A 20,733-nucleotide genomic window follows, 5' to 3' on the forward strand; every position below is an offset into this window, starting at 1 on the left:
GTACAGTGCGCCTCGAGGAGGGTCTTCGATGCCGGAGCGGGTCGAGCAGTGGTGGTCCAGGCGCCAGTGGTCCAAGGGCACCACCGTGCCATACGAGATCGGGCGGTTCCGCACGGACTGGGAACGCTACCCCGTGCTCGTGCGGCAGTACCATCCCGACCTCAATCACGGCATCACGCTCACCCAGGTGCCGCCGGCCGCCGACGTGTACCTGGTCTGGCAATGCGACTCCGGGCACCGGTTCGTGGCGACCCCGGAAGAGCAGCGGCAACGCCCGGGAACCTCCCGCAGACGCTCCACCTGGTGCCCGGACTGTGCGCCGCTCGCGGTTCGCCGTCGGGCCCCGACAGCAGCCCTCGCGCCGGGGTCCGCAGCGCCGGGAGCAGCGGCGTCCGCGCTCACCCGGTACGCCTGCGGGCATCCGCGTGACCCGGACCGCATCGAGGCCGCCCCCGGCCAGACTGAGCCGAGCGACGACCGCTGCTCCCTGTGCCGGCGCCTCGACGGTGCGCCCGTCACGCGCGACGAACTGTTGTCGATAGTGGCCCCTCGGATGCGCGGGCTACTGACCGACGAGACCCGGGTCGGCCGCCGCTACACCTGGCTGTGCCCGGTGGGCCACGGGAGCTACCAGGCCACGGTCGAGCGGATGCTCGGCGGTCGTCGCTGCCTCACCTGCCTGCACGCGCGAGCCGCGGCCGACCGGGTCGAGGTCGGCGAAGCCTTCTCGAGCCCCTGGGCACCACCCACCGCCTCCGCCGCCGAGGCCGACCTTCGGCATCGTCTCGCCTCGCGTCTGGCTGTCGACCTGGCTCCGAATGCGGTTCGGGTGCCCCGGCCGTTCTTCAACCACATCGAGGTCTGGCCGGACATCGTGATCGCCGAGTTGCGGGTCGCGATCGAATACGACACCACCGGCCGCGACGGCCTCGAACACGTGGGGCGGCGAGAGCAGACCGACCGCCGAAAGGACCGGCTGCTCCGCGCGGCGGGCTGGGAGGTGATCCGCGTGCGCTGCGGCAAGCTGCAGCCCATCGGGCCACACGACATCCAGGCGTCCGGAGTGTCGGCGACCCTCATCGAGAGGGTGCTCGACGAGCTGCGCGAGGTGCGCGGAGATCTCATCGTCAATTCCTACCTGGCCTAGGCACGCCGCGAAGGGGCAAATCCAGATTCGCCGACCCGCGCCATCGCCGCGCCCCCGCTCCCGAATCGCCGAAAACCCGGCGGATTGCCAGCCCCCACGGACCGCGGACTCAGGCCGACTGCCTACGCTCGCCCGGTGCCCAATTGCGGCCAGCTTCGGCCACCTGCCGGAATCGGCCGCGGGTTAGAGAGAAGGATTCACAATGACTCAGAACCAGAGCAACAGCGTGTTCAACACCCCCCTGAAGAAGCGCATCGCCGTCGGCGCCGCATCCGTGCTCACGGCCGGAGCGCTCCTCGGCGTCGGCGTCGCCGGAGCATCGGCATCCCCCCTCACCCCCACGGCCAGCGCCTCAGCGTTGGTTCACGCGGACGGCCACCACGGACACGCCTTCGGCGCCACCGTCGCCAAGCAGATTCGCGAGGCGTTCTTCCAGTCCACGGTCGATGGAGCGAAGGCACAGAAGCTCGCCGTGTTCGCCGTCGGCAAGACCGAACTGCTCGCGAAGCTCCCGGCCGCGCTCCAGACCGACCTCGGCACCCTCGCCAAGGCTCCGGCCGCCGACGCGACCAAGGACGCCGAGAAGATCTCGACCACCGCCCTCGCGGGTGGATACGGCCAGGAGGTCAAGTCGGTCGCGACCAACCTCAAGAGCGGCGCGAAGCATCCGTTCGCCGGATCGCTTCGTGACGAGCTCCGCAGCGACCTCGCCCAGGGTCAGGACCTCGGGCAGTCGGCGGAGAAGGTCGCCACGACCCTCATCGGGCACCCCGACCTGTTCGCCCAGCTGCCGGCCAACCTGCAGTCCGACCTCACGGCAATCAAGAACGCGCCGGCCTCCGAGGCGGGCGCAGACGCCACCAAGGCTCAGGCCACAGCCCTGAGCGGCGGATACGGCGCGCAGATTCAGAAGATCGCCGAGCGGCTCCAGGGCGCCGCGGCGGGCAAGTAACACCAGCAGTACGGATCGGCCGATGGCCGGGGGCGACTCGCTCCCGGCCATCGGCATGCCGCCGCGCGCGATCCCGGCCCGGCGAAGCCTCAGGCCGGAGCGATGAGCCAGAGCACCGGCAGCGCCGCCATGGTGACGATCGCCACGCCAAGCAGGATGCGCGACCAGAGGGGACTCCTCCACCGACCGAGCAGCCGCTCGTCCCTGGCCAGCCACCAGATCACCGCCATGAGGATGGGCGCGGCCAGCCCGTTCGTGACGGCGGCGATGAACAGGAACTGGATCGGGTCGAGGCCGATCAGGTTGAGGGCGAGACCAACCACGATGGACACGAGGATGACAGCGTAGAAGGCTCGGGCCTGGCTGGGCCGCCGCTCCAGGCTCCCCCGCCAACCGAAGGTCTCGGCGATTGCGTACGAGGTGGCGCCGGCCAGCACCGGAACGCTGAGCAGACCGGTCCCCACGATGCCGAGCAGGAAGAGCACGCCCGCGAACGGCCCGGCGAGCGGAGTGAGGGCCTGTGCGGCCTGTTCTGCCGTCTGCACGGTGGTGATGCCCGCGCGGTGCAGCGTGGCGGAGGCGGTGATCATGATCGCCGCCATCACGAAGACGCCCGTGGCCATTCCGGCGAAGACGTCGCCGCGCATGGCCCGAATGTGCATCTCGTTGACGGCGTAGTCCTTCTCGGCGGCCCTGGCCTCCATCTCCTCCGCCGACTGCCAGAAGAAGAGGTAGGGCGAGATCGTCGTGCCGGCGAGGCCGATCAGCAGGGCGATGTCTGTTCTCCCCCACTCGATGCGCGGAATGACGAGATCGAGTCCCACCTGCGGCCAGTCCACGTTCGCGACGAACAGCACGGCGACGTAGGCGAGCAGCGACAGACACAACCAGCGGAGTCCCTTGGCGTAGCGATGGTAGGGCACATAGACCTCGGCGAGCACGATCAGCACACCGAAGCCGACAACCCCGAGGAACTGCGGCACCGGCACGAGCAGCCGAAGCGCCGCCGACATCGACCCGATGTCGGCGGCGATGTTCACGGTGTTCGCGATCGTGACGAGCGCCACGCAGAGGAACAGCAGGGGTCGGGGCAGCCGCTCCCGGATGATGCCGGCGAGTCCCTTGCCCGTGACGAGGGCCAGGCGTGCGCACGCCTCCTGCACCGCGAAGGCCAGCGGGAGAAGGACGGGAGCGCTCCAGAGCAGACGGTTGCCGGTGGCCGCGCCCACCTGGGAGTAGGTGCCGATGCCCGAGGGGTCGTCGTCGGCTGCCCCCGTGACGATCCCCGGACCGAGCCGCTGGAAGTAGCCTCGCCCCCGGATTCGCGAGCGAGAGATGTGGTGACGTTCGCTTCGCGCGCGTGCCGCGTCGGGGGCGATGTCGTGTGCCACTGGCCGCCTCCATCGAAGCCCTCGACGGCGGCCAGGTCGCCGCCCGACTGGGCTGAGGTCAGCCTAGCTGCGCCCTCCGCGGCAGCTGTGACCAAAGCCCCTAGTCGCCGGTCGACGGTCTGGATAGTTTCGCAGCACAGGCATGGCAACGCACGAAGGGCGGAACACGTGATCGAGAAGACGGTAGTGGGCTGGGATGGCACGGCCTCCGCACGAGCGGCGGTCGACTGGGCTGTCGAGAGGGGTGTCGGCAAGGAACTGCATCTCGTGCAGGCGTCCACCGAGCACATCGCGGCATCCGAGTTCTTCGCGGCCAACTCCCCGGCCGCCGCCGCGCGGATCGCCCTGATGGAAGACGCGGATCGCATCCGGGAGGCATACCCGGCGATCGAGATCGAATCGGAGCTCGTACAGGGCGATCCGGCGGAGGAGCTCGGCAGATACTCGTCGTCCACCACCCTCGTCGTGGTCGGCGCGCCCGCTAAGGCCTCTCCCTCCTTCCGCTACAACTGGTCCGTCGGGTCCCGGCTCGCGGCATCCGCTCGGGGACCGATCGCGATCGTGCCGTCCGACGGCGCGGCGGAGGGCAGCGGCATCGTCGTGGGGGTCGACGGTTCGCCGTCGTCCCACGGAGCCCTCGCCTTCGCCGCCGAGGAGGCGCAGCGCCGGGGCGAGTCGCTGCGTGTCGTGCACGCCTGGCTCGAGCCCGCGGTCTGGCAGGACGTCTATGTGCCGGACGACGACTTCCTCGAGTCGCTGGAGACGATGCACCGGCATGTGCTCGACGAGGCGCTCGCGACCGTGGCCCGGGACTACCCCGGGGTGACCGTCGAACACTTTCTCGCGCGCGGCAGGGCCCAGGACGTGCTCAGCGAGGCGGCACGGGGGGCGAGCCTGCTCGTCGTCGGCAACCACGGCCTGCACGGAATCCGCCGACTCCTGCTGGGGTCGGTGAGCCATGCACTCGTGCTGGGCATCACGACGCCGCTCGTGGTCGTGGGAGCCGTCGCCTCGCTCGGCTGACCCTGGTCCGACCGGGCGATTCCGTCCGACGCTCAGCGCGGTCGGGCTGCGTATTCCGCACGGCGAACTCGAACCGCCCTCCCCGCCCCTTCCGAAATCCATGCATTTGTCGCCCTACTGCGGCGAGTTGCCCCCGCCCGACGGCGTGTCGAGCAGAGGAGCATGGATTTCGGAAAGGGCGGAAAGGGCGGGACGGGCGGGGAGGGACGGCTGGGCTACTCCGCGGCGTACGCCGGCGCGACCGCGTTGTGGGCGTCACCCACGCGATGCACCCGCATGTCGTTCGTGCCGCCGGAGATTCCGGGAGGGGACCCGGCGATCACGACGACCTTTTCGCCGATCTCGGCCCGGCTGGCGCCGAGCATCACGTCGTCCACCTGGCCGAACAGGGCGTCCGTGTGGGTCTTGCGGTCCACCAGGTACGTCTCGGTGCCCCACACCCAGGCGAGGCGGTTGCGGATGCCTTCCTCCGGGGTGAAGGCGATGATCGGGATGTGGTGGCGCAGGCGCGACATCCGGCGAACGGAGTCGCCGCTCTCGGTGAACACGCAGAGGTACTTGGCCTCGACGAACTCCGCGACCTCCGCGGCCGCGAGGGTGATCGCACCGCCCTGCGTGCGCGGCTTCGTCCCGAGCGGTGGGATGCGCTCGAGTCCGTGCTCCTCGGTCGACTTGATGATGCGGGCCATCGTCTGAACGGTGATGACCGGGTACTCGCCCACGCTCGTCTCACCGCTCAGCATCACGGCATCCGCTCCATCGAGCACGGCGTTGGCCACGTCCGAGGTCTCGGCGCGGGTGGGGATCGGGCTCGAGATCATCGATTCGAGCATCTGCGTGGCCACGATTACCGGCTTCGCCATGCGGCGGGACAGTTCGACGGCGTGCTTCTGCACGATCGGCACAGCCTCGAGCGGAAGCTCGACACCGAGGTCGCCCCGGGCGACCATGATGCCGTCGAACGCGTCGATGATGGCCTCGAGGTTGTCGACGGCCTGCGGCTTCTCGATCTTGGCGATCACCGGAAGCCTGACGCCCTCCTCCTCCATGATCTCGTGCACGCGGATGATGTCCTCGGCGTTGCGCACGAAGGAGAGCGCGATGAGGTCGGCTCCGAGACGGAGGCCCCAGCGCAGGTCGGCCTCGTCCTTGTCGGAGAGGGCCGGCACGTTCACGGCGACACCCGGCAGGTTGATGCCCTTGTTGTTGCTCACCGCTCCGCCGACGACGACCTCGGTCGTGACGACCGTTCCGTCGGTGGAGAGCACCTTGAGCTTGACCTTGCCGTCGTCGATGAGGAGCGGGTCGCCCTCTTTCACGTCGTGCGGCAGGCCCTTGAACGTCGTGCCCGAGATCTCCTTGTTGCCCACGATGTCTTCGATCGTGATCTTGAAGATGTCGCCGACGGCGAGGTCGTACGGGCCGTTCTCGAACTTGCCGAGACGGATCTTGGGCCCCTGGAGGTCGACGAGCACCGCAACGGCACGACCGGAGTCCTTGCTCGCGCGGCGGACGTTGGAGTAGACCTCCTCGTGCACGTCGTAGCTGCCGTGACTGAGGTTCATGCGGGCGACATCCACCCCCGCCTCGACGATCGCCCTGATGTTCTCATAACTCGATGTTGCCGGCCCGAGGGTGGCGACGATCTTTGCGCGTCTCATCTGTTTCTTTCTTTTTGGGTGCAAATCGATTCGTGGGGCACGAATGGTGCCCCTGGTCTAGAGGGAAATCGCTCGGTCAGTCGGACGAATCGGCGACGGGAGCTCTGTCGTGCCCTCGAGGTAGCGGTCAACGGATGCCGCGGCGGCGCGGCCCTCGGCGATGGCCCACACGATGAGCGACTGGCCGCGACCGGCATCACCGGCGACGAAGACACCGGCCTCGCTCGTCTGGTAGTCGTCGTCCCGCTCGACGTTGCCGCCGTCCATCGGAACGCGCAGTTGGTCTTCGAGTCGGTCGCTCTCCGTGCCGGTGAACCCGAGGGCCAGCAGCACGAGGTCGGCTGGGATCTCGCGCTCGGTGCCCGCCTTGGGCACCCGGCGGCCGTCGAGGTATTCGGTCTCGGCGACGCGGATGGCGCGAACCTCACCCACCTCGTTGGCGAGGAATTCGACGGTGGAGGCGAGGTAGACCCGCTCTCCGCCCTCCTCGTGGGCGCTCGTGACCTCGAACAGGGTGGGCGACATCGGCCACGGCTGGTGGCTCGGACGCTCGCTCGGCGGCTGCAGCCCGATCGCGAGGTTCGTCACCGACAGCGCACCCTGGCGGTGGGCGGTGCCGATGCAGTCCGCTCCGGTGTCTCCGCCGCCGAGAACAACGACGTGCTTTCCCTCGGCGGTGATCTGGTCGGTGACGGTGTCGCCGGCTCCGACCCGATTCTGCTGAACCAGGTACTCCATGGCGTAGTGCACGCCCGGGAGGTCACGTCCGGGGATCGGCAGGTCGCGGGGCTTGAGCGCCCCGGTCGCGACGACGACGGCGTCATACCGTGCGCGCAGGTCGTCCCACGGGATGTCGACGCCGATGTTGACGCCGGCCCGGAAGCGGGTGCCCTCGGCCTGCATCTGGCGCAGGCGGGACTCCAGGTGCTTCTTCTCCATCTTGAAGTCCGGGATGCCGTAGCGCAGCAGCCCGCCGATGCGGTCGTCGCGCTCGAAGACGGCGACCGTGTGGCCGGCCCGCGTGAGCTGCTGGGCGGCGGCGAGCCCGGCCGGGCCCGAACCCACGACGGCGGCGGTCTTGCCGGTAAGGCGCTCGGGCGGGTGTGGTTCGACCCAGTCGTTGGCGAAGGCCTGGTCGATGATCGAGACCTCGACCTGCTTGATGGTGACGGCCGGCTGGTTGATGCCGAGCACGCACGAACTCTCGCACGGCGCCGGGCACAGCCGGCCGGTGAACTCCGGGAAGTTGTTGGTGGCGTGCAGCCGCTCGATGGCCTGGCGGCCCTCGCCCCGCCACATCAGGTCGTTCCACTCCGGAATCAGGTTGCCGAGCGGGCAGCCCTGGTGGCAGAACGGAATGCCACAGTCCATGCACCGGCCGGCCTGCTTGCGCAGGGTGGCCGCGTCGCCCTGCTCGTAGACCTCTTTCCAGTCCATGAGCCGCAGGCTCACCGGTCGGCGGGCCGGAAGCTCGCGCTCCCGTGTCTTCAAGAATCCCTTGGGGTCAGCCACCGGTCACCTCCATGATTCGACTCCAGACGACGTCGCCGTCCGGATCCAGTCCCTCGGCGACGGCGGTCGCCCGGGTCGCGATCACTGCCGCGTAGTCGCGAGGAAGCACCTTCACGAACCGCGCGATCGTCGCGTCGAGGTCCCCGAGCATCCTCCTCGCCACGGCCGAGTCCGTCTCGGCCAGGTGCTTCTCGAGCAGGTCCTTCACGATGGCGACGTCCCCGGCGCCGAGGGGCAGCAGTTCGAGCTCCCCCGAGGCGAGCGAGTCGCGGTTGACGCACTCGGGCGCCAGGTCGTAGATGTACGCGGTCCCTCCGGACATGCCGGCGCCGAGGTTGCGCCCGGTGCCGCCCAGAATGAGCGCGAGGCCACCCGTCATGTATTCGAGCGCGTGGTCCCCCACGCCCTCGACGACCGCCGTGGCGCCCGAGTTGCGCACGAGGAAGCGTTCGCCGACGATGCCGCGGATGAACATGCTGCCCTGGGTCGCGCCGTACCCGATCACGTTGCCGGCGATCACGTTCTCCTCGGCGAGGAACCCGCTCGTGCGGTCGGGGCGGATCACGATCTGCCCGCCGCACAGGCCCTTGCCGACGTAGTCGTTGCTGTCGCCGGTCAGACGCAGGGTGATGCCGCTCGGCAGGAAGGCTCCGAACGACTGCCCGGCTGTTCCGTTCAGCAGCACCTCGATCGTGCCGGCCGGAAGTCCGTTCTCGCCGTGCCGAACCGTGACCTCGTGGCCGAGCATCGTGCCCACCGCACGTTCGGTGTTGCGGATCGGAAGCGTGATCCGCACGGGTTCGCCGCTGAGCAGCGCGCCGGCACTCTGTCGGATGAGCTCCACGTCGAAGTGCTTGTCCAGTTCGTGCTCCTGCGCCGTGACGTTGGAACGCGGCTCGTCCGCGCCGAATTCCGGCCCGCTCAGGATGGGGGTCAGGTCGAGGCCGTCGGCCTTCCAATGCTCGATCGCCCCGTTCACGTCGAGGAGCTCGGCGTGGCCGATCGCCTCCTCGATGGATCGGAAGCCCAACTGGGACAGGTACTCCCGCACCTCCTGGGCGAGGAACTCGAAGAAGTTCACGACGAACTCCGGCTTGCCAGTGAACCTCGCGCGCAGCTCCGGATTCTGGGTGGCGACGCCGACCGGGCAGGTGTCGAGGTGGCAGACCCGCATGAGCACGCAGCCGGACACCACGAGCGGAGCCGTGGCGAAGCCGTACTCCTCCGCCCCGAGCAGGGCGGCGACGATCACGTCGCGGCCGGTCTTCATCTGGCCGTCGACCTGCACCACGACGCGGCCGCGCATGCCGTTGAGCATGAGCGTCTGCTGGGTCTCGGCGAGGCCGAGTTCCCACGGCGTTCCGGCGTGCTTGAGCGAGTTGAGCGGGCTCGCTCCGGTGCCGCCGTCGTGCCCGGAGACGAGCACGACGTCGGCGAGGGCCTTGGTGACCCCGGCCGCGACCGCGCCGATGCCGGACTGGCTCACGAGCTTGACGTGCACCCGGGCGTCGGGGTTCGCCCGCTTGAGGTCGAAGATCAGCTGTTTGAGGTCTTCGATCGAGTAGATGTCGTGGTGCGGCGGCGGCGAGATGAGCCCGACCCCGGCGGTCGCGTGCCTCGTGCGCGCGATCCACGGGTACACCTTGGTGGGCGGCAGCTGGCCGCCCTCGCCGGGCTTCGCCCCCTGCGCCATCTTGATCTGGATGTCGGTGGCGTGCGTGAGATACATGCTCGTGACGCCGAACCGGCCGGATGCCACCTGCTTGATCGCACTGCGGCGCTGCGGGTCGAGGAGCCGGGCGGTGTCTTCGCCGCCCTCCCCCGTGTTGCTCTTGGCGCCGAGGCTGTTCATCGCGATCGCGAGGGTCTCGTGCGCCTCGGCGCTGATCGAGCCGTAGCTCATCGCGCCGGTCGAGAAACGCTTCACGATCGACGACACGGATTCCACCTCGTCGAGCGGCACCGGCTGGCGCACCCCGTCGCGCAGCTTGAACAGCCCGCGGAGGGTCATCAGGTGCTCGGCCTGCTCGTCCACGAGGCGCGTGTAGTCGCGGAAGATGTCGTACCGGCGGGCGCGCGTGGCGTGCTGCAGGCGGAACACCGTGTCCGGGTTGAAGAGGTGCGGTGGCCCGTCGCGACGCCACTGGTACTCGCCGCCGATGGCGAGGCGCTCGTGAACGCTCGTCGCGCCATCCTCGGGGTAGGCCGCGGCGTGACGCGCCGCGCTCTCCGCCGCGACGACGTCGATGCCGACGCCGCCGAGCAGGCTCGAGGTGCCGGTGAAGTACTGGTCGACGAAGTCCTGGTCGAGGCCGACCGCCTCGAATGCCTGGGCTCCGGCGTACGAGCTCACGACCGAGATGCCCATCTTGGACATGATCTTGAGCACTCCCTTGCCGAGCGCCTTGATGAGGTTCTTCACGGCCTTCTCGGGGGTGATGCCCGAGACCATTCCGCTGCGCACCAGCTCCTCGGCCGACTCCATGGCGAGGTACGGGTTGACGGCGGAGGCGCCGTAGCCGATGAGGAGGGCCACGTGGTGGACCTCGCGCACGTCTCCGGCCTCCACGATGATGCCGACCTTCATCCGGTTCTGCCGCCGGATGAGGTGGTGGTGCACGGCGGCGAGCATGAGCAGCGACGGAACCGGCGCCATGTCCTTGTTGGAGTCGCGGTCGGAGAGCACGATGAACAGTGCGCCGTCCTCGATCGCCGTGTCGACCTCGTCGCACATCGCGGCAATCCGCTGTTCCATGGCCTTCTGGCCCTCGTCCACGCGGTAGAGGCCGCGGATGGTGCGGGTCGGGTTGAAGAACGCCCGTGACGACTTGGGAGCGATGTGCTGGATCTTGGCCAGTTCGTCGTTGTCGATCACCGGGAAGTCGAGGATCACCTGGCGGGCGTGCTCCGGGGTCGCCGCGAGCAGGTTGCGCTCCGGCCCGAGGCCGAGCTTGAGCGAGGTGACGACCTCCTCCCGGATGCTGTCCAGCGGAGGGTTGGTCACCTGGGCGAACTGCTGGGTGAAGTAGTCGAACAACAGCCGTGGGCGCTCGCTCAGCACCGCGATCGGCGTGTCGGAGCCCATCGCTCCGAGGGGCTCTGCGCCGTTGAGGGCCATCGGGCCGATCAGGATGCGCACCTCCTCCTCGGTGTAGCCGAACGTGCGCTGGCGGCGCGTGACCGACGCCGGGGTGTGCACGATGTGCTCGCGCTCGGGCAGGTCCCTGAGGTTGATGCGACCGTGGTCGAGCCATTCGCCCCACGGCTGCTCCGCGGCGAGGTCCTTCTTGATCTCGTCGTCCTCGATCAGGCGGCCGGCCTCGGTGTCGACGAGGAACATCTTGCCGGGGCGAAGGCGGCCCTTTCGCACGATGCGGGCCGGGTCGATGTCGAGGACACCGATCTCGCTCGCCAGGACGACGAGACCATCGTCGGTCACGAGGTAGCGGCCGGGGCGCAGTCCGTTGCGGTCGAGGGTCGCGCCGACAAGGCTCCCGTCGGTGAAGACGAGGGCGGCCGGGCCGTCCCAGGGCTCCATGAGCATTGCGTGGTATTCGTAGAAGTCGCGGCGCAGCGGGTCGATGTCCGTCTGGTTCTCGTAGGCCTCCGGAACCATCATCATCATGGCGTGCGGCAGCGAACGTCCGCCGAGGTTGAGCAACTCGACGACCTCGTCGAACGAGGCGGAGTCGCTCGCGCCCGGAGTGACGATGGGCAGGATGGGGGCGAGGTCGCCGAGCAGGTCGGACTCGAGCTGCGACTGGCGGGCGCGCATCCAGTTGCGGTTTCCCTGCACCGTGTTGATCTCCCCGTTGTGGGCGATCATGCGGAACGGCTGAGCGAGCGGCCAGGACGGGAAGGTGTTGGTGGAGTACCGCGAGTGCACGAGCGCGAGCTTCGAGGCGAAACGCTGGTCGGACAGGTCGGGATAGAACGGCTCGAGCTGGAGCGTGGTGACCATGCCCTTGTAGACGATGGTGCGGCAGCTCAGCGAGGGGAAGTAGGCGTTGAGTTCGCGTTCGGCACGCTTGCGCAGCCGGAACGCCTGCCGGTCGAGCTCGATGCCGTGCACCGGGTCGCCGTCCGTGGCCGGACGGGTGCTCGACAGGAACACCTGCTCGAAGAACGGCATCGCCTCGCGCGCCAGGGTGCCGAGGCCGTCCGGGCGCACCGGAACCTCGCGCCAGCCGAGCACCCGCAGGCCCTCCTCGGCCGCGAGTTCCGCGATGGCGTGCGTGATGTCCGCGCGCTCGTCGACGTCGGTGGGGAGGAACGCGGTTCCGACGACGTAGCGACCGACGGCCGGCAGGTCGAAGTCCACAACGGCGCGGAAGAACGCATCCGGGATCTGGGTGACGATCCCGGCACCGTCACCGGTGCCGGCATCCGAACCGATCGCGCCGCGGTGTTCGAGGTTGCGCAGGGCGCCGAGGGCGGCATCGATGATGTCGTGACCCGCGGTACCGCGGAGCGTCGCGACCATCGCGAGACCACACGCGTCGCGTTCACGAGCGGGGTCGTACATGCCGGATGCGGCCGGCACCGCGCTAAACCGGGAAAAGGCTGGCGTGAGAGCCATTCTGAACCGTCCTCACGAGAGAATCAGGGCGTGTGGGACTTCGCTGGCCCGGGGAGGATTATGGCGATCGAGCCTCGGATCCGGCCCGCTACCTGTGACGTCGTGTGTACTACGACCGTGGGCCAGCCTCGCTTGTGACGGACTTCCTGGCTTTCGACGCGACGGACGATGTTGTGGTGTCGACCTCGGCATCGTTGCCATCTTCGTCGCTGTCCGTGTACGTGTCGTCAGAGTCTACCGCAGCGGCGGGCGACCATTCGCGACCGGGGAGGTAGACGCTCGGCTCGAGTCCAGGGTGACGGCGCGACTGCACGATGATGATCACGAGGCCGACGAGGATGGCGCCCCAGGCCGCCCACACGTTGGTGCGCACGCCGAGGAAGATCAGGCTCGGGTCGATGCGGATCGACTCGAAGAAGCTGCGGCCGATGCCATACCAGACGAGGTAGAGGCCGAGCACCCTGCCCCACTGCAACCGGTAGGCGCCCGGCACGGGCACCGGCAGGCCGAATCGCTCGCTGCGGCGCCAGCTGTGCTTGCGCTCGATGGCGAGTAGGACCATGACGCCGACGACGTTCCAGATGATCTCGTACAGGAACGTGGGGTGGAAGAGGGTGCCGGCCGGGAGCCCGGCCGGGAAGGCGGGGTTGCTCGACTCGATCTGGAGGCCCCACGGGAGGTTGGTGGGCAGTCCGAACAGCTCGTGGTTGAACCAGTTGCCGAAGCGGCCGAAGGCCTGCGCGAGGAGCAGGCCGGGCGCGAGGGCATCGGCGAAGCTCCAGAAGCGAACCCCGGCGATCCGGCAGCCGATGTAGGCGCCGAGGGCGCCGAGGATGAGGGCGCCGAAGATCGCGATGCCGCCCTCCCAGATGGCGAAGACGTGCCAGAACGCGTGGGTCGGGCCGAAGTAGTCGTCCGGGTGGGTGACCACGTGGAAGAACCTCGCCCCGACGATTCCGAACGGCACGGCCCAGAGCGCGATGTCAAGAACGACGCCGCCGTCCGCGCCGCGGCGCTTGAGGCGGTAGTAGGTCATGACGGTCGCGACCACGATGCCGATCAGGATGCAGATGGCGTAGGCGCGGATGTTGATGTCGTAACCGAACCACGAGAGACCGATGTCCCGAAGCCACTGGCCGAGGTTGAAGACCTGCCACGACTGGTCGGGACTGGGAATGCTTGCGGGGAGAACCAAGATCCAGGGTGCCTTTCGTACCGGAGCTGCGGAGAACTAGCTAAGCGTACAGCCCGTCGCGAGGCGGGCCGCCGTCGCGGCGACGGCGGGCACTCCCCCGTCGGAGAGGGCCTTGACGAGCGCGGAACCCACGATCGCCCCGTCGGCGTACTGCAGGACTTCTCGCACCTGTTCCGGCGTCGAGATGCCCAGGCCGACACAGGTCGAGGTGGCGCCGACGGCCCTGAGGCGCGCCACGAGGGTCTTCGCTGCGCTGTCGACGTCGCTGCGCGCGCCGGTGATGCCCATGGTGGAGACCGCGTAGACGAAGCCGCGACTGCTCGCGACCGCCTGGGCGAGCCGCGCGTCGGTGGACGACGGTGCTGCGAGGAAGACCCGGTCGAGACCGGTGCGCTCCGAGGCCGCGAGCCAGTCGCGCGCCTCGTCCGGGATGAGGTCGGGGGTGATCAGTCCGGCGCCGCCGGCGGCGAGAAGCTCATCGGCGAACCGATCGACCCCGTACTGCACAACGGGGTTCCAGTAGGTCATCACGAGCACCGGCACGTTCACCCGCGACGTGATCTCCGCCACCGCATCGAGGCCGTCCCGGATGCGGAACCCGGCGTTGAGCGCCTGGAGGGTAGCCGCCTGGATGACGGAGCCGTCCATGACCGGGTCGGAGTACGGCAGGCCGAGTTCGATCACGTCGACGCCGTTCTCGGCGATCGCGACGGCTGCCTCGATGCTGGTGCGCAGGTCGGGGAACCCGGCGGGCAGGTAGCCGATGAGGGCACCGCTGCCCGCGGCCTTGCGCGCGGCGATGACCGAGGCGACGCCGGTCACGCGGTGTCCCCACGGGCGCCGTCGTCGACGTGGTCGGCCGTGAGCGCCGCGGTGTCGAGGATGTCGAAGTACTTGCCGGCGGTCTCCATGTCCTTGTCGCCGCGGCCGCTCAGGTTCACCAGGATCACCGAGTCCGGACCGAGCACGCGCCCGAGTTCGAGGGTTCCGGCGAGGGCGTGCGCGGACTCGATGGCCGGAATGATGCCCTCGGTCCTGGCCAGCAGGCGCATGGCGCTCATGGCCTCGTCATCCGTCACCGGAAGGTAGCGCGCGCGACCGATGTCGGCGAGCCACGCGTGTTCGGGGCCGACGCCGGGGTAGTCGAGACCCGCGGAGATCGAGTGCGACTCCACGGTCTGACCGTCCTCGTTCTGCAGCATGTAGCTACGCGCGCCGTGCAGCACGCCGGGCCGGCCCTTGGTGATGGTCGCGGCGTGCCGCGGCGTCTCCGCACCCTCGCCTGCCGCCTCGTACCCGAACAGTGCCACCTCCGGGTCGTCGAGGAAGGCGTGGAAGATTCCCATCGCGTTCGAGCCGCCGCCGACGCAGGCCGTGACGGCGTCCGGCAGGCGCCCGGTGAGGTCGAGCACCTGCTGGCGCGCCTCCTCGCCGATGATCTTGTGGAAGTCCCGCACCATGACGGGGAACGGATGCGGGCCGGCAACGGTGCCGAGAAGGTAGTGGGTGGAATCGACGTTGGCGACCCAGTCCCTCAGCGCCTCGTTGATGGCGTCCTTGAGGGTGCGGGAGCCGGCGGTCACCGGGATGACCTCGGACCCGAGCAACCTCATCCGCGCCACGTTGAGGGCCTGCCGCTCGGTGTCGACCTCGCCCATGTAGACCACGCACTCCATGCCGAACAGAGCGGCGGCGGTGGCCGTGGCGACCCCGTGCTGGCCGGCGCCGGTCTCGGCGATGAGCCGCGTCTTGCCGAGCCGCTTCGCGAGCAGGGCCTGGCCGAGCACGTTGTTGATCTTGTGCGAGCCGGTGTGGTTGAGGTCTTCGCGCTTGAGGATCACCCGGGCGCCGCCCGCGTGTTCCGCGAAGCGGGGCACCTCGGTGATGATCGATGGGCGACCGGTGTACGTCGCATGAAGCTCGGCGAGCTCCGCCTGGAAGGTCGGGTCGACCTTCGCCGCCCGGTAGGCCGCGTCGAGCTCGTCGAGGGCCGCGATGAGCGACTCCGGCACGAAACGGCCGCCGTACTCGCCGAAATAGGGGCCCTGTTCGTCGCGCAGCGCCATCAGACGGCCAGGAATTCTGCGAGGGTGCGTACGGGGTCGCCGGTGACGAGAGCCTCGCCCACGAGCACGACGTCTGCGCCGGCCTCACGGTAGTGCGCAACATCGGCCGCGGACTTCACGGCGGACTCCGCGACCCGGATGACGCCGGACGGGATGTGCCCGGCCAGACGCCCGAAGAGCTCCTGGTCGAGTTCGAAGGTCGACAGGTCGCGGGCATTCACGCCCACGAGTCCGGCGCCGATGTCGAGCGCGCGGGACAGTTCGTCCGCGCTGTGCGTCTCGACGAGGGCCGTCATCCCCAGCTCGCGGGTGAGGGTGAAGAGGCCCTGCAGATCGTCCTGATCGAGCGCCGCGACGATGAGCAGCACCAGATCGGCTCCGGCGGCTCGCGCCTCGAACACCTGGTACGGGTCGGCGATGAAGTCCTTGCGCAGCACCGGAAGCCGAACGGCGTTGCGGACGGCCTCGAGATCGGCGAGCGATCCACCGAACTTGCGTTGCTCGGTGAGCACGCTGATGGCGCTGGCTCCCCCGCGCTCGTATGACGAGGCGAGTGCTGCCGGATCGGGGATCTCGGCGAGGGCACCGCGAGACGGGCTCGATCGCTTGACCTCGGCGATGATCTTCACGCGGTCGGCCGGGGCCAGGGAGACGAGGGCGTCGATGGCAGGCTCACGCGCCAGCGCGGCCGCCTCCACCTCCGCGAGGCCGCGACCGGCGCGACGATCGGAGGCGTCGTGGAGGGCGCCGGCGACTAGATCGGCTAACACCGGGTCAGTGGTCCTTCGCCATGGTCTTGTCGCCGTTGACGCCGTAGCCCAGACGGGCGAGCACCGCACCGACGATCAGGCCGATCACGAGGAGGACCGCGGACGCCCAGACGACGACCGGGAGGTCGAAGAAGAATGCGACCGTACCGATCGTGAAGGCAATCAGCATGATGATCACAGCGGTCCAGGCCGCCAGCGAGTTGCCTTCGCCTGGCTCTGGAAATTCGTCGCTCACAGGTCTCCTTCGTGGGTGTTCAGCCAAAAGTCTAGCGTGAGGTCGGATCGCTGCCGCCGCTCAACGTGTCCCAGTCGGAGACCGCGTTGGCGCCGGGTTCCGCCGGTTCGAACGTCACCGGCTGGTAGCGCCGGGAGGAACCGGGCCAGCGCCTCGAACTCACAAGCACGAAAATCCCCAGGCCGATCGTGGCAACGCCGACGATGACCGCGATCCAGGGCCAGGCGGTCTGCGTCACCGAGAGCACGAGCCGGGACACCGACGCGGTGCCACTCACACCGGTGGCGGCCGTGACGGCCGTGGAGGATGCGGCAACCGGATCCGCCAGGGCGACGACGCTCGAGAACGCCACGGTGAAGCCGAGGAGGGCCTGCAGCACGCCGAGCACGATCCGGAACACCGGCCCGGCGATCGCGAGGGCCGCCACGAGCGCGAGGCCCGCGAGGGCCAGGGCGATCAGTCCGGGCGCGGCGACTCCGCCGGTCACGCTGAGGGTGGTGGTGCCCGACCCGGAGGCGCCGAGTCTCAGGGAGAACCACTGGCCGGTCCAGGTGAGGAGGGTGAGCCCGCTGACGACCAGACCGCCGAGCAGGCCGATGCTCTTCAGTCGACGGCCGGAGGTCATCCGGTCACCCGGCGCATGGCGTTGGCCACCGCGACGGCCCGGAGGGGCGCCGCTGCCTTGTTCTGGCTCTCCTGGTGCTCGGCCGCCGGCACGGAGTCCGCGACGAGGCCGCCGCCCGCCTGGACGTGGGCCGTGCCGCCGATGATGGTCGTCGTCCTGATCGCGATCGCGAGGTCGAGGTCTCCGGCGAAGCCGAAGTACCCGACGACTCCCCCGTAGACGCCGCGCTGGGCGACCTCGAGCTCGTCGATGATCTCGAGGGCGCGGGGCTTGGGCGCGCCGGACAGGGTGCCGGCCGGGAAGGTGGCGCGGAACACGTCGAGCGAGTTCGCCTCCGGCCGCAGGTCGCCCTCCACCGACGACACGAGGTGCATGATGTGGCTGAACCGCTCGACCCGCATGAATTCGGTCACCTCCACGGTGCCCGGGATGCACACCTTGAGTAGGTCGTTCCTCGCGAGGTCGACCAGCATGAGGTGCTCCGAGCGCTCCTTCGCGTCGGCCAGCAGCTCCTCGGACAACGCGAGGTCCTCCTCCGGGCTGGCTCCGCGCGGGCGCGAGCCGGCGATGGGATGCATGTAGACGCGATCGCCCTCGATCTTGACGAGCGCCTCGGGCGACGAGCCGACGATCCAGTACGGCTCGCCCTCCGGCGTGAGCAGCGAGAGCAGGTACATGTACGGGCTCGGGTTCAGGTTGCGCAGCACGCGGTAGACATCGATCGGATGCGCGGTGATCTCCTGGTCGAAACGCTGCGAGATCACGACCTGGAACACGTCGCCGTCTCGGATGTACTGCTTCGCCCGGTCGACGAGGGCCATGTACGCGTCCGGTTCCATCCGCGCCCGCGGCGTGGCCGGCACGGTGAGGTCGACCTCGGCGAGCCACGCCTCCGTCGGCTCGGCGAGCCGTGCCTGCATGCCGTCGAGGCGCTGCTGCGCCCCCACCCACAGGTCATCGCCGGACTCCGCCCCGTCGTTGAGCGCCGTCGCGATGAGCAGCACGCTGCCGGTGCGGTGATCCACGACCACCAGCTCCGCGACGAAGCTCATGGCCTGGCCGGGCACCGCATAATCGGCGGGCGGCACGTTCGGCAGCCGCTCGATCTGGCGGATGGCCTCCCAGCCGATGAAGCCGACGAGCCCGCCCGTGAGCGGAGGATGACCGGGCACGTGCGGCGTTCCCCACCGTTCGTAGAGGTGGCCCAGCGCCTCGAGCGGGGCGGTCGGGGCATCGGAGCCGAGGGCGCGCTCGGCGGGGAGGCCGTAGTCGAGCCACACCGCGGCGGCCGTTCCGCCCTCGTCCGTGGACTGGGTGAGCACCCCGAAACTGGACACCCCGATGAAGGAGTAGCGCGACCAGATGCCGCCCTGCTCGGCCGATTCGAGCAGGAAGGTGCCCGGGGCGCCGGCCGCGAGCTTGCGGTAGATGCCCACCGGGGTCTCGCCGTCGGCGAAGAGCTCGCGGATCACCGGGACCACCCGATGGTCGCCCAGCAGCGAGTCGAATTGGGCGCGGGAGGTCGTGTCATTCATGGGCAGTTCCCTCATCGCTCGATGAGCCGACGACCGGCTCGAGCGGGTCGACGTCGAAACAGGCGTGCGCGCCGGTGTGGCAGGCGGCACCGATCTGCTCGACGGTCACGAGCAGGGTGTCCGAGTCGCAGTCGAAGGCCGCGCTCTTGACGTACTGCCGGTGGCCAGACGTGTCGCCCTTGCGCCAGTACTCCTGCCGGGACCGGGACCAGAAGGTGACCCTGCCCTCCGTGAGGGTGCGGCGAAGTGCCTCGGCGTCCATGTAGCCGAGCATGAGCACCTCGCGGGTGTCCCACTGCTGAATGATGGCCGGGAGCAGTCCGTCGGCGTTGAAACTCGCGCGCCGGAGCACGGCATCCACGCTCTTGTCGGCCACGTCACTCGAATACGCCATGGTTCTCCCTCACCAGGAATCCTGCTCTGGCCAGCTCGCGCTTGACATCGCCCACCGTCAGTTCCCCATTGTGGAACACCGAGGCGGCGAGCACGGCGTCTGCGCCGGCCTCGATCGCCGGGGCGAAGTCCTCGACGCGGCCGGCGCCACCGCTGGCGATCACCGGCACGCTCGACAGCTCGCGCATGACCCGCACGAGCTCGAGGTCGAAGCCCGCCTTGGTGCCGTCCGCGTCGATCGAGTTGACGAGCAGTTCGCCCGCCCCGCGCTCGATCACCTCCCTGGCCCAGTCGAGGGCGTCGAGGGTGGTCTCGCGCCGGCCACCGTGGGTCGTGACGACGAAGCCGGATGCCGTGCTCGTCGAGCGCTTCACGTCCAGTGACAGCACGAGCACCTGCGCTCCGAACCGGTCGGCGATCTCACCGACCAGCGGCGGCCTCATGATCGCCGCGCTGTTCAGTCCGACCTTGTCGGCCCCGCTGGCGAGCAGTCGGCTCACGTCCTCCGTGCCGCGCACTCCACCGCCGACGGTGAGCGGGATGAAGACCTGTTCCGCCGTCGCCCGCACGACGTCGTAGGTCGTGTCGCGGTTGTCGACGGTCGCGGTCACGTCGAGGAAGGTGATCTCGTCGGCGCCCTGCTCGTAGTAGCGTCTGGCGAGTTCGACGGGGTCCCCGGCGTCGCGCAGGTTCTCGAAGTTCACACCCTTCACGACCCGGCCGGCTGCCACGTCGAGGCACGGGATCACACGCACCGAAACCGGCATGGTCAGATCCGAGCCGCGTGGATGGGGCTGACCAGGATGGCGCGCGCCCCGAGATCGTAGAGCGCGTCCATCACCTGGTTGGTGTCCTGTCGTGGCACCATCACGCGCACGGCGACCCAGTCGCGGTCACGCAGCGGCGACACCGTCGGCGACTCGAGACCGGGAGTGATCGCCGAGGCCGCCTCGAGCAGGGCGAGCGGGAGGTCGTAGTCCATGAGCACGTACTGCCGGGCGACGAGAACCCCCTGCAGCCGCCGGTGCAGAATAGCGATTCCCGGCAGGTCGTCCCGCGCGCTGATCAGCACCGCCGACGACTCGAGAATGACCGGCCCGAAGATCTCGAGGCCCTGCGCCCGCAACGTCGAACCGGTCGACACGACGTCTGCCACGGCATCCGCGACCCCGAGGCGAACGGCGGATTCGACGGCGCCGTCGAGCGAGACGAGGTCGACGCTGACCCCCGCCTTCGCGAGGAATCCGCCGACCAGTCCGGGATAGCTCGTGGCGACGCGGTGCCCGGCGAGGTCGTCGAGGGAACCGAACCGACCGCTCGGGCCGGCGAAGCGGAAGGTGGACGAGCCGAAGTCGAGGCTCGCGATCTCGACGGCGCTCGACCCGGAGTCGAGCAGCAGGTCGCGGCCGGTGATGCCCACGTCGAGGGCGCCGGAACCGACGTAGGTGGCGATGTCGCGCGGACGCAGATAGAAGAACTCCACATCGTTGCGCGGATCGGCCACGTTGAGGGCACGAGGGTCCCGCCGGCCGGCGTAGCCGGCCTCGGAGAGCATTTCGGCCGCGGTCTCGCTCAGGGAGCCCTTGTTGGGCACTGCGACTCGCAACATTTCGGTCATTCTCTTCTCAGCTGCTGGGGGTGGATGCGGC

17 protein-coding genes are annotated in these 20,733 nt (G+C 69.3%); 3 read left to right on the plus strand and 14 right to left on the minus strand.

Translation table 11 applies throughout. From position 1 onward, the window contains the following. The first annotated feature begins 28 nt into the window (after positions 1-28). Both FVP33_RS03780 and FVP33_RS03785 read left to right on the plus strand, forming a co-directional pair. Positions 29-1,147, plus strand: coding sequence for a zinc-ribbon domain-containing protein (locus tag FVP33_RS03780; protein WP_147782301.1), 1,119 nt, complete (start codon positions 29-31; stop codon positions 1,145-1,147). Between the two features lie 202 nt (positions 1,148-1,349). Further along, a complete protein-coding gene (locus FVP33_RS03785) occupies positions 1,350-2,099 on the plus strand; it encodes a hypothetical protein (RefSeq protein WP_147782302.1) in 750 nt (249 codons plus the stop codon). Between the two features lie 89 nt (positions 2,100-2,188). Here FVP33_RS03785 and FVP33_RS03790 read toward each other — a convergent pair whose 3' ends face one another. Beyond that, positions 2,189-3,490: an Nramp family divalent metal transporter gene (locus FVP33_RS03790; RefSeq protein ID WP_147782303.1), complete on the minus strand. Its 1,302-nt coding sequence runs from the start codon at positions 3,488-3,490 to the stop codon at positions 2,189-2,191. A 168-nt stretch (positions 3,491-3,658) separates the two neighbouring features. Between FVP33_RS03790 and FVP33_RS03795 the strand changes: the two genes are divergently transcribed. Continuing rightward, positions 3,659-4,513: a universal stress protein gene (locus tag FVP33_RS03795; protein ID WP_147782304.1), complete on the plus strand. Its 855-nt coding sequence runs from the start codon at positions 3,659-3,661 to the stop codon at positions 4,511-4,513. Between the two features lie 215 nt (positions 4,514-4,728). Here FVP33_RS03795 and pyk read toward each other — a convergent pair whose 3' ends face one another. The 13 genes from pyk to hisG form a co-directional block, all read right to left on the minus strand. Continuing rightward, positions 4,729-6,174, minus strand: a complete 1,446-nt coding sequence (gene pyk / locus FVP33_RS03800) for a pyruvate kinase (protein WP_147782305.1) — start codon at positions 6,172-6,174, stop codon at positions 4,729-4,731. A gap of 57 nt (positions 6,175-6,231) precedes the next feature. Next, positions 6,232-7,686 carry a glutamate synthase subunit beta gene (locus tag FVP33_RS03805; protein ID WP_147782306.1) on the minus strand — a complete coding sequence of 485 codons (1,455 nt, stop codon included), beginning with the start codon at positions 7,684-7,686 and terminating at the stop codon, positions 6,232-6,234. After that, on the minus strand, positions 7,679-12,265 hold the full coding sequence (gene gltB / locus FVP33_RS03810) for a glutamate synthase large subunit (RefSeq protein ID WP_147782307.1): 4,587 nt from the start codon (positions 12,263-12,265) through the stop codon (positions 7,679-7,681). Before gltB ends, FVP33_RS03805 begins: the two co-directional genes overlap by 8 nt. 109 nt (positions 12,266-12,374) lie before the next feature. Beyond that, a complete protein-coding gene (lgt, locus tag FVP33_RS03815) occupies positions 12,375-13,460 on the minus strand; it encodes a prolipoprotein diacylglyceryl transferase (RefSeq protein WP_147782308.1) in 1,086 nt (361 codons plus the stop codon). A 36-nt stretch (positions 13,461-13,496) separates the two neighbouring features. Further along, a complete protein-coding gene (gene trpA / locus FVP33_RS03820) occupies positions 13,497-14,282 on the minus strand; it encodes a tryptophan synthase subunit alpha (protein ID WP_147782309.1) in 786 nt (261 codons plus the stop codon). After that, positions 14,279-15,526 carry a tryptophan synthase subunit beta gene (gene trpB / locus FVP33_RS03825; RefSeq protein WP_147782310.1) on the minus strand — a complete coding sequence of 416 codons (1,248 nt, stop codon included), beginning with the start codon at positions 15,524-15,526 and terminating at the stop codon, positions 14,279-14,281. Before trpB ends, trpA begins: the two co-directional genes overlap by 4 nt. After that, on the minus strand, positions 15,526-16,296 hold the full coding sequence (gene trpC / locus FVP33_RS03830; protein WP_147782311.1) for an indole-3-glycerol phosphate synthase TrpC: 771 nt from the start codon (positions 16,294-16,296) through the stop codon (positions 15,526-15,528). Before trpC ends, trpB begins: the two co-directional genes overlap by 1 nt. Positions 16,297-16,300: 4 nt before the next feature. Next, on the minus strand, positions 16,301-16,531 hold the full coding sequence (locus FVP33_RS03835) for a DUF6704 family protein (RefSeq protein WP_147782312.1): 231 nt from the start codon (positions 16,529-16,531) through the stop codon (positions 16,301-16,303). Between the two features lie 31 nt (positions 16,532-16,562). Further along, the gene (locus FVP33_RS03840; RefSeq protein WP_147782313.1) at positions 16,563-17,156 is read right to left on the minus strand and encodes a Trp biosynthesis-associated membrane protein; all 594 of its coding nucleotides are present in this window, start codon (positions 17,154-17,156) and stop codon (positions 16,563-16,565) included. Continuing rightward, positions 17,153-18,691 (minus strand): anthranilate synthase component I, encoded by a 1,539-nt coding sequence (locus FVP33_RS03845; protein ID WP_147782314.1) that lies wholly within the window; start codon positions 18,689-18,691, stop codon positions 17,153-17,155. The genes FVP33_RS03840 and FVP33_RS03845 overlap by 4 nt, the downstream gene beginning before the upstream one ends. Beyond that, positions 18,684-19,085 carry a phosphoribosyl-AMP cyclohydrolase gene (gene hisI / locus FVP33_RS03850; protein ID WP_147782315.1) on the minus strand — a complete coding sequence of 134 codons (402 nt, stop codon included), beginning with the start codon at positions 19,083-19,085 and terminating at the stop codon, positions 18,684-18,686. The genes FVP33_RS03845 and hisI overlap by 8 nt, the downstream gene beginning before the upstream one ends. Continuing rightward, positions 19,069-19,851 carry an imidazole glycerol phosphate synthase subunit HisF gene (gene hisF / locus FVP33_RS03855; protein ID WP_147782316.1) on the minus strand — a complete coding sequence of 261 codons (783 nt, stop codon included), beginning with the start codon at positions 19,849-19,851 and terminating at the stop codon, positions 19,069-19,071. The genes hisI and hisF overlap by 17 nt, the downstream gene beginning before the upstream one ends. 2 nt (positions 19,852-19,853) lie before the next feature. Then, positions 19,854-20,693, minus strand: a complete 840-nt coding sequence (gene hisG / locus FVP33_RS03860; RefSeq protein ID WP_147782317.1) for an ATP phosphoribosyltransferase — start codon at positions 20,691-20,693, stop codon at positions 19,854-19,856. Positions 20,694-20,733: the final 40 nt, after the last annotated feature.

Origin of the sequence: Lacisediminihabitans profunda (assembly GCF_008040105.1) — a bacterium.
Taxonomy (GTDB): domain Bacteria; phylum Actinomycetota; class Actinomycetes; order Actinomycetales; family Microbacteriaceae; genus Lacisediminihabitans; species Lacisediminihabitans profunda.

Coding starts and splice junctions, on each gene's coding strand:
- FVP33_RS03780 (WP_147782301.1), top strand. CDS start 29: ATGCCGGAGCGGGTCGAGCAGTGGTGGTCCAGGCGCCAGTGGTCCAAG.
- hisI (WP_147782315.1), bottom strand. CDS start 19,085: ATGGCGTATTCGAGTGACGTGGCCGACAAGAGCGTGGATGCCGTGCTC.
- hisF (WP_147782316.1), bottom strand. CDS start 19,851: ATGCCGGTTTCGGTGCGTGTGATCCCGTGCCTCGACGTGGCAGCCGGC.
- FVP33_RS03840 (WP_147782313.1), bottom strand. CDS start 17,156: ATGACCTCCGGCCGTCGACTGAAGAGCATCGGCCTGCTCGGCGGTCTG.
- pyk (WP_147782305.1), bottom strand. CDS start 6,174: ATGAGACGCGCAAAGATCGTCGCCACCCTCGGGCCGGCAACATCGAGT.
- FVP33_RS03845 (WP_147782314.1), bottom strand. CDS start 18,691: ATGAATGACACGACCTCCCGCGCCCAATTCGACTCGCTGCTGGGCGAC.
- gltB (WP_147782307.1), bottom strand. CDS start 12,265: ATGGCTCTCACGCCAGCCTTTTCCCGGTTTAGCGCGGTGCCGGCCGCA.
- FVP33_RS03785 (WP_147782302.1), top strand. CDS start 1,350: ATGACTCAGAACCAGAGCAACAGCGTGTTCAACACCCCCCTGAAGAAG.
- hisG (WP_147782317.1), bottom strand. CDS start 20,693: ATGTTGCGAGTCGCAGTGCCCAACAAGGGCTCCCTGAGCGAGACCGCG.
- trpB (WP_147782310.1), bottom strand. CDS start 15,526: ATGGCGCTGCGCGACGAACAGGGCCCCTATTTCGGCGAGTACGGCGGC.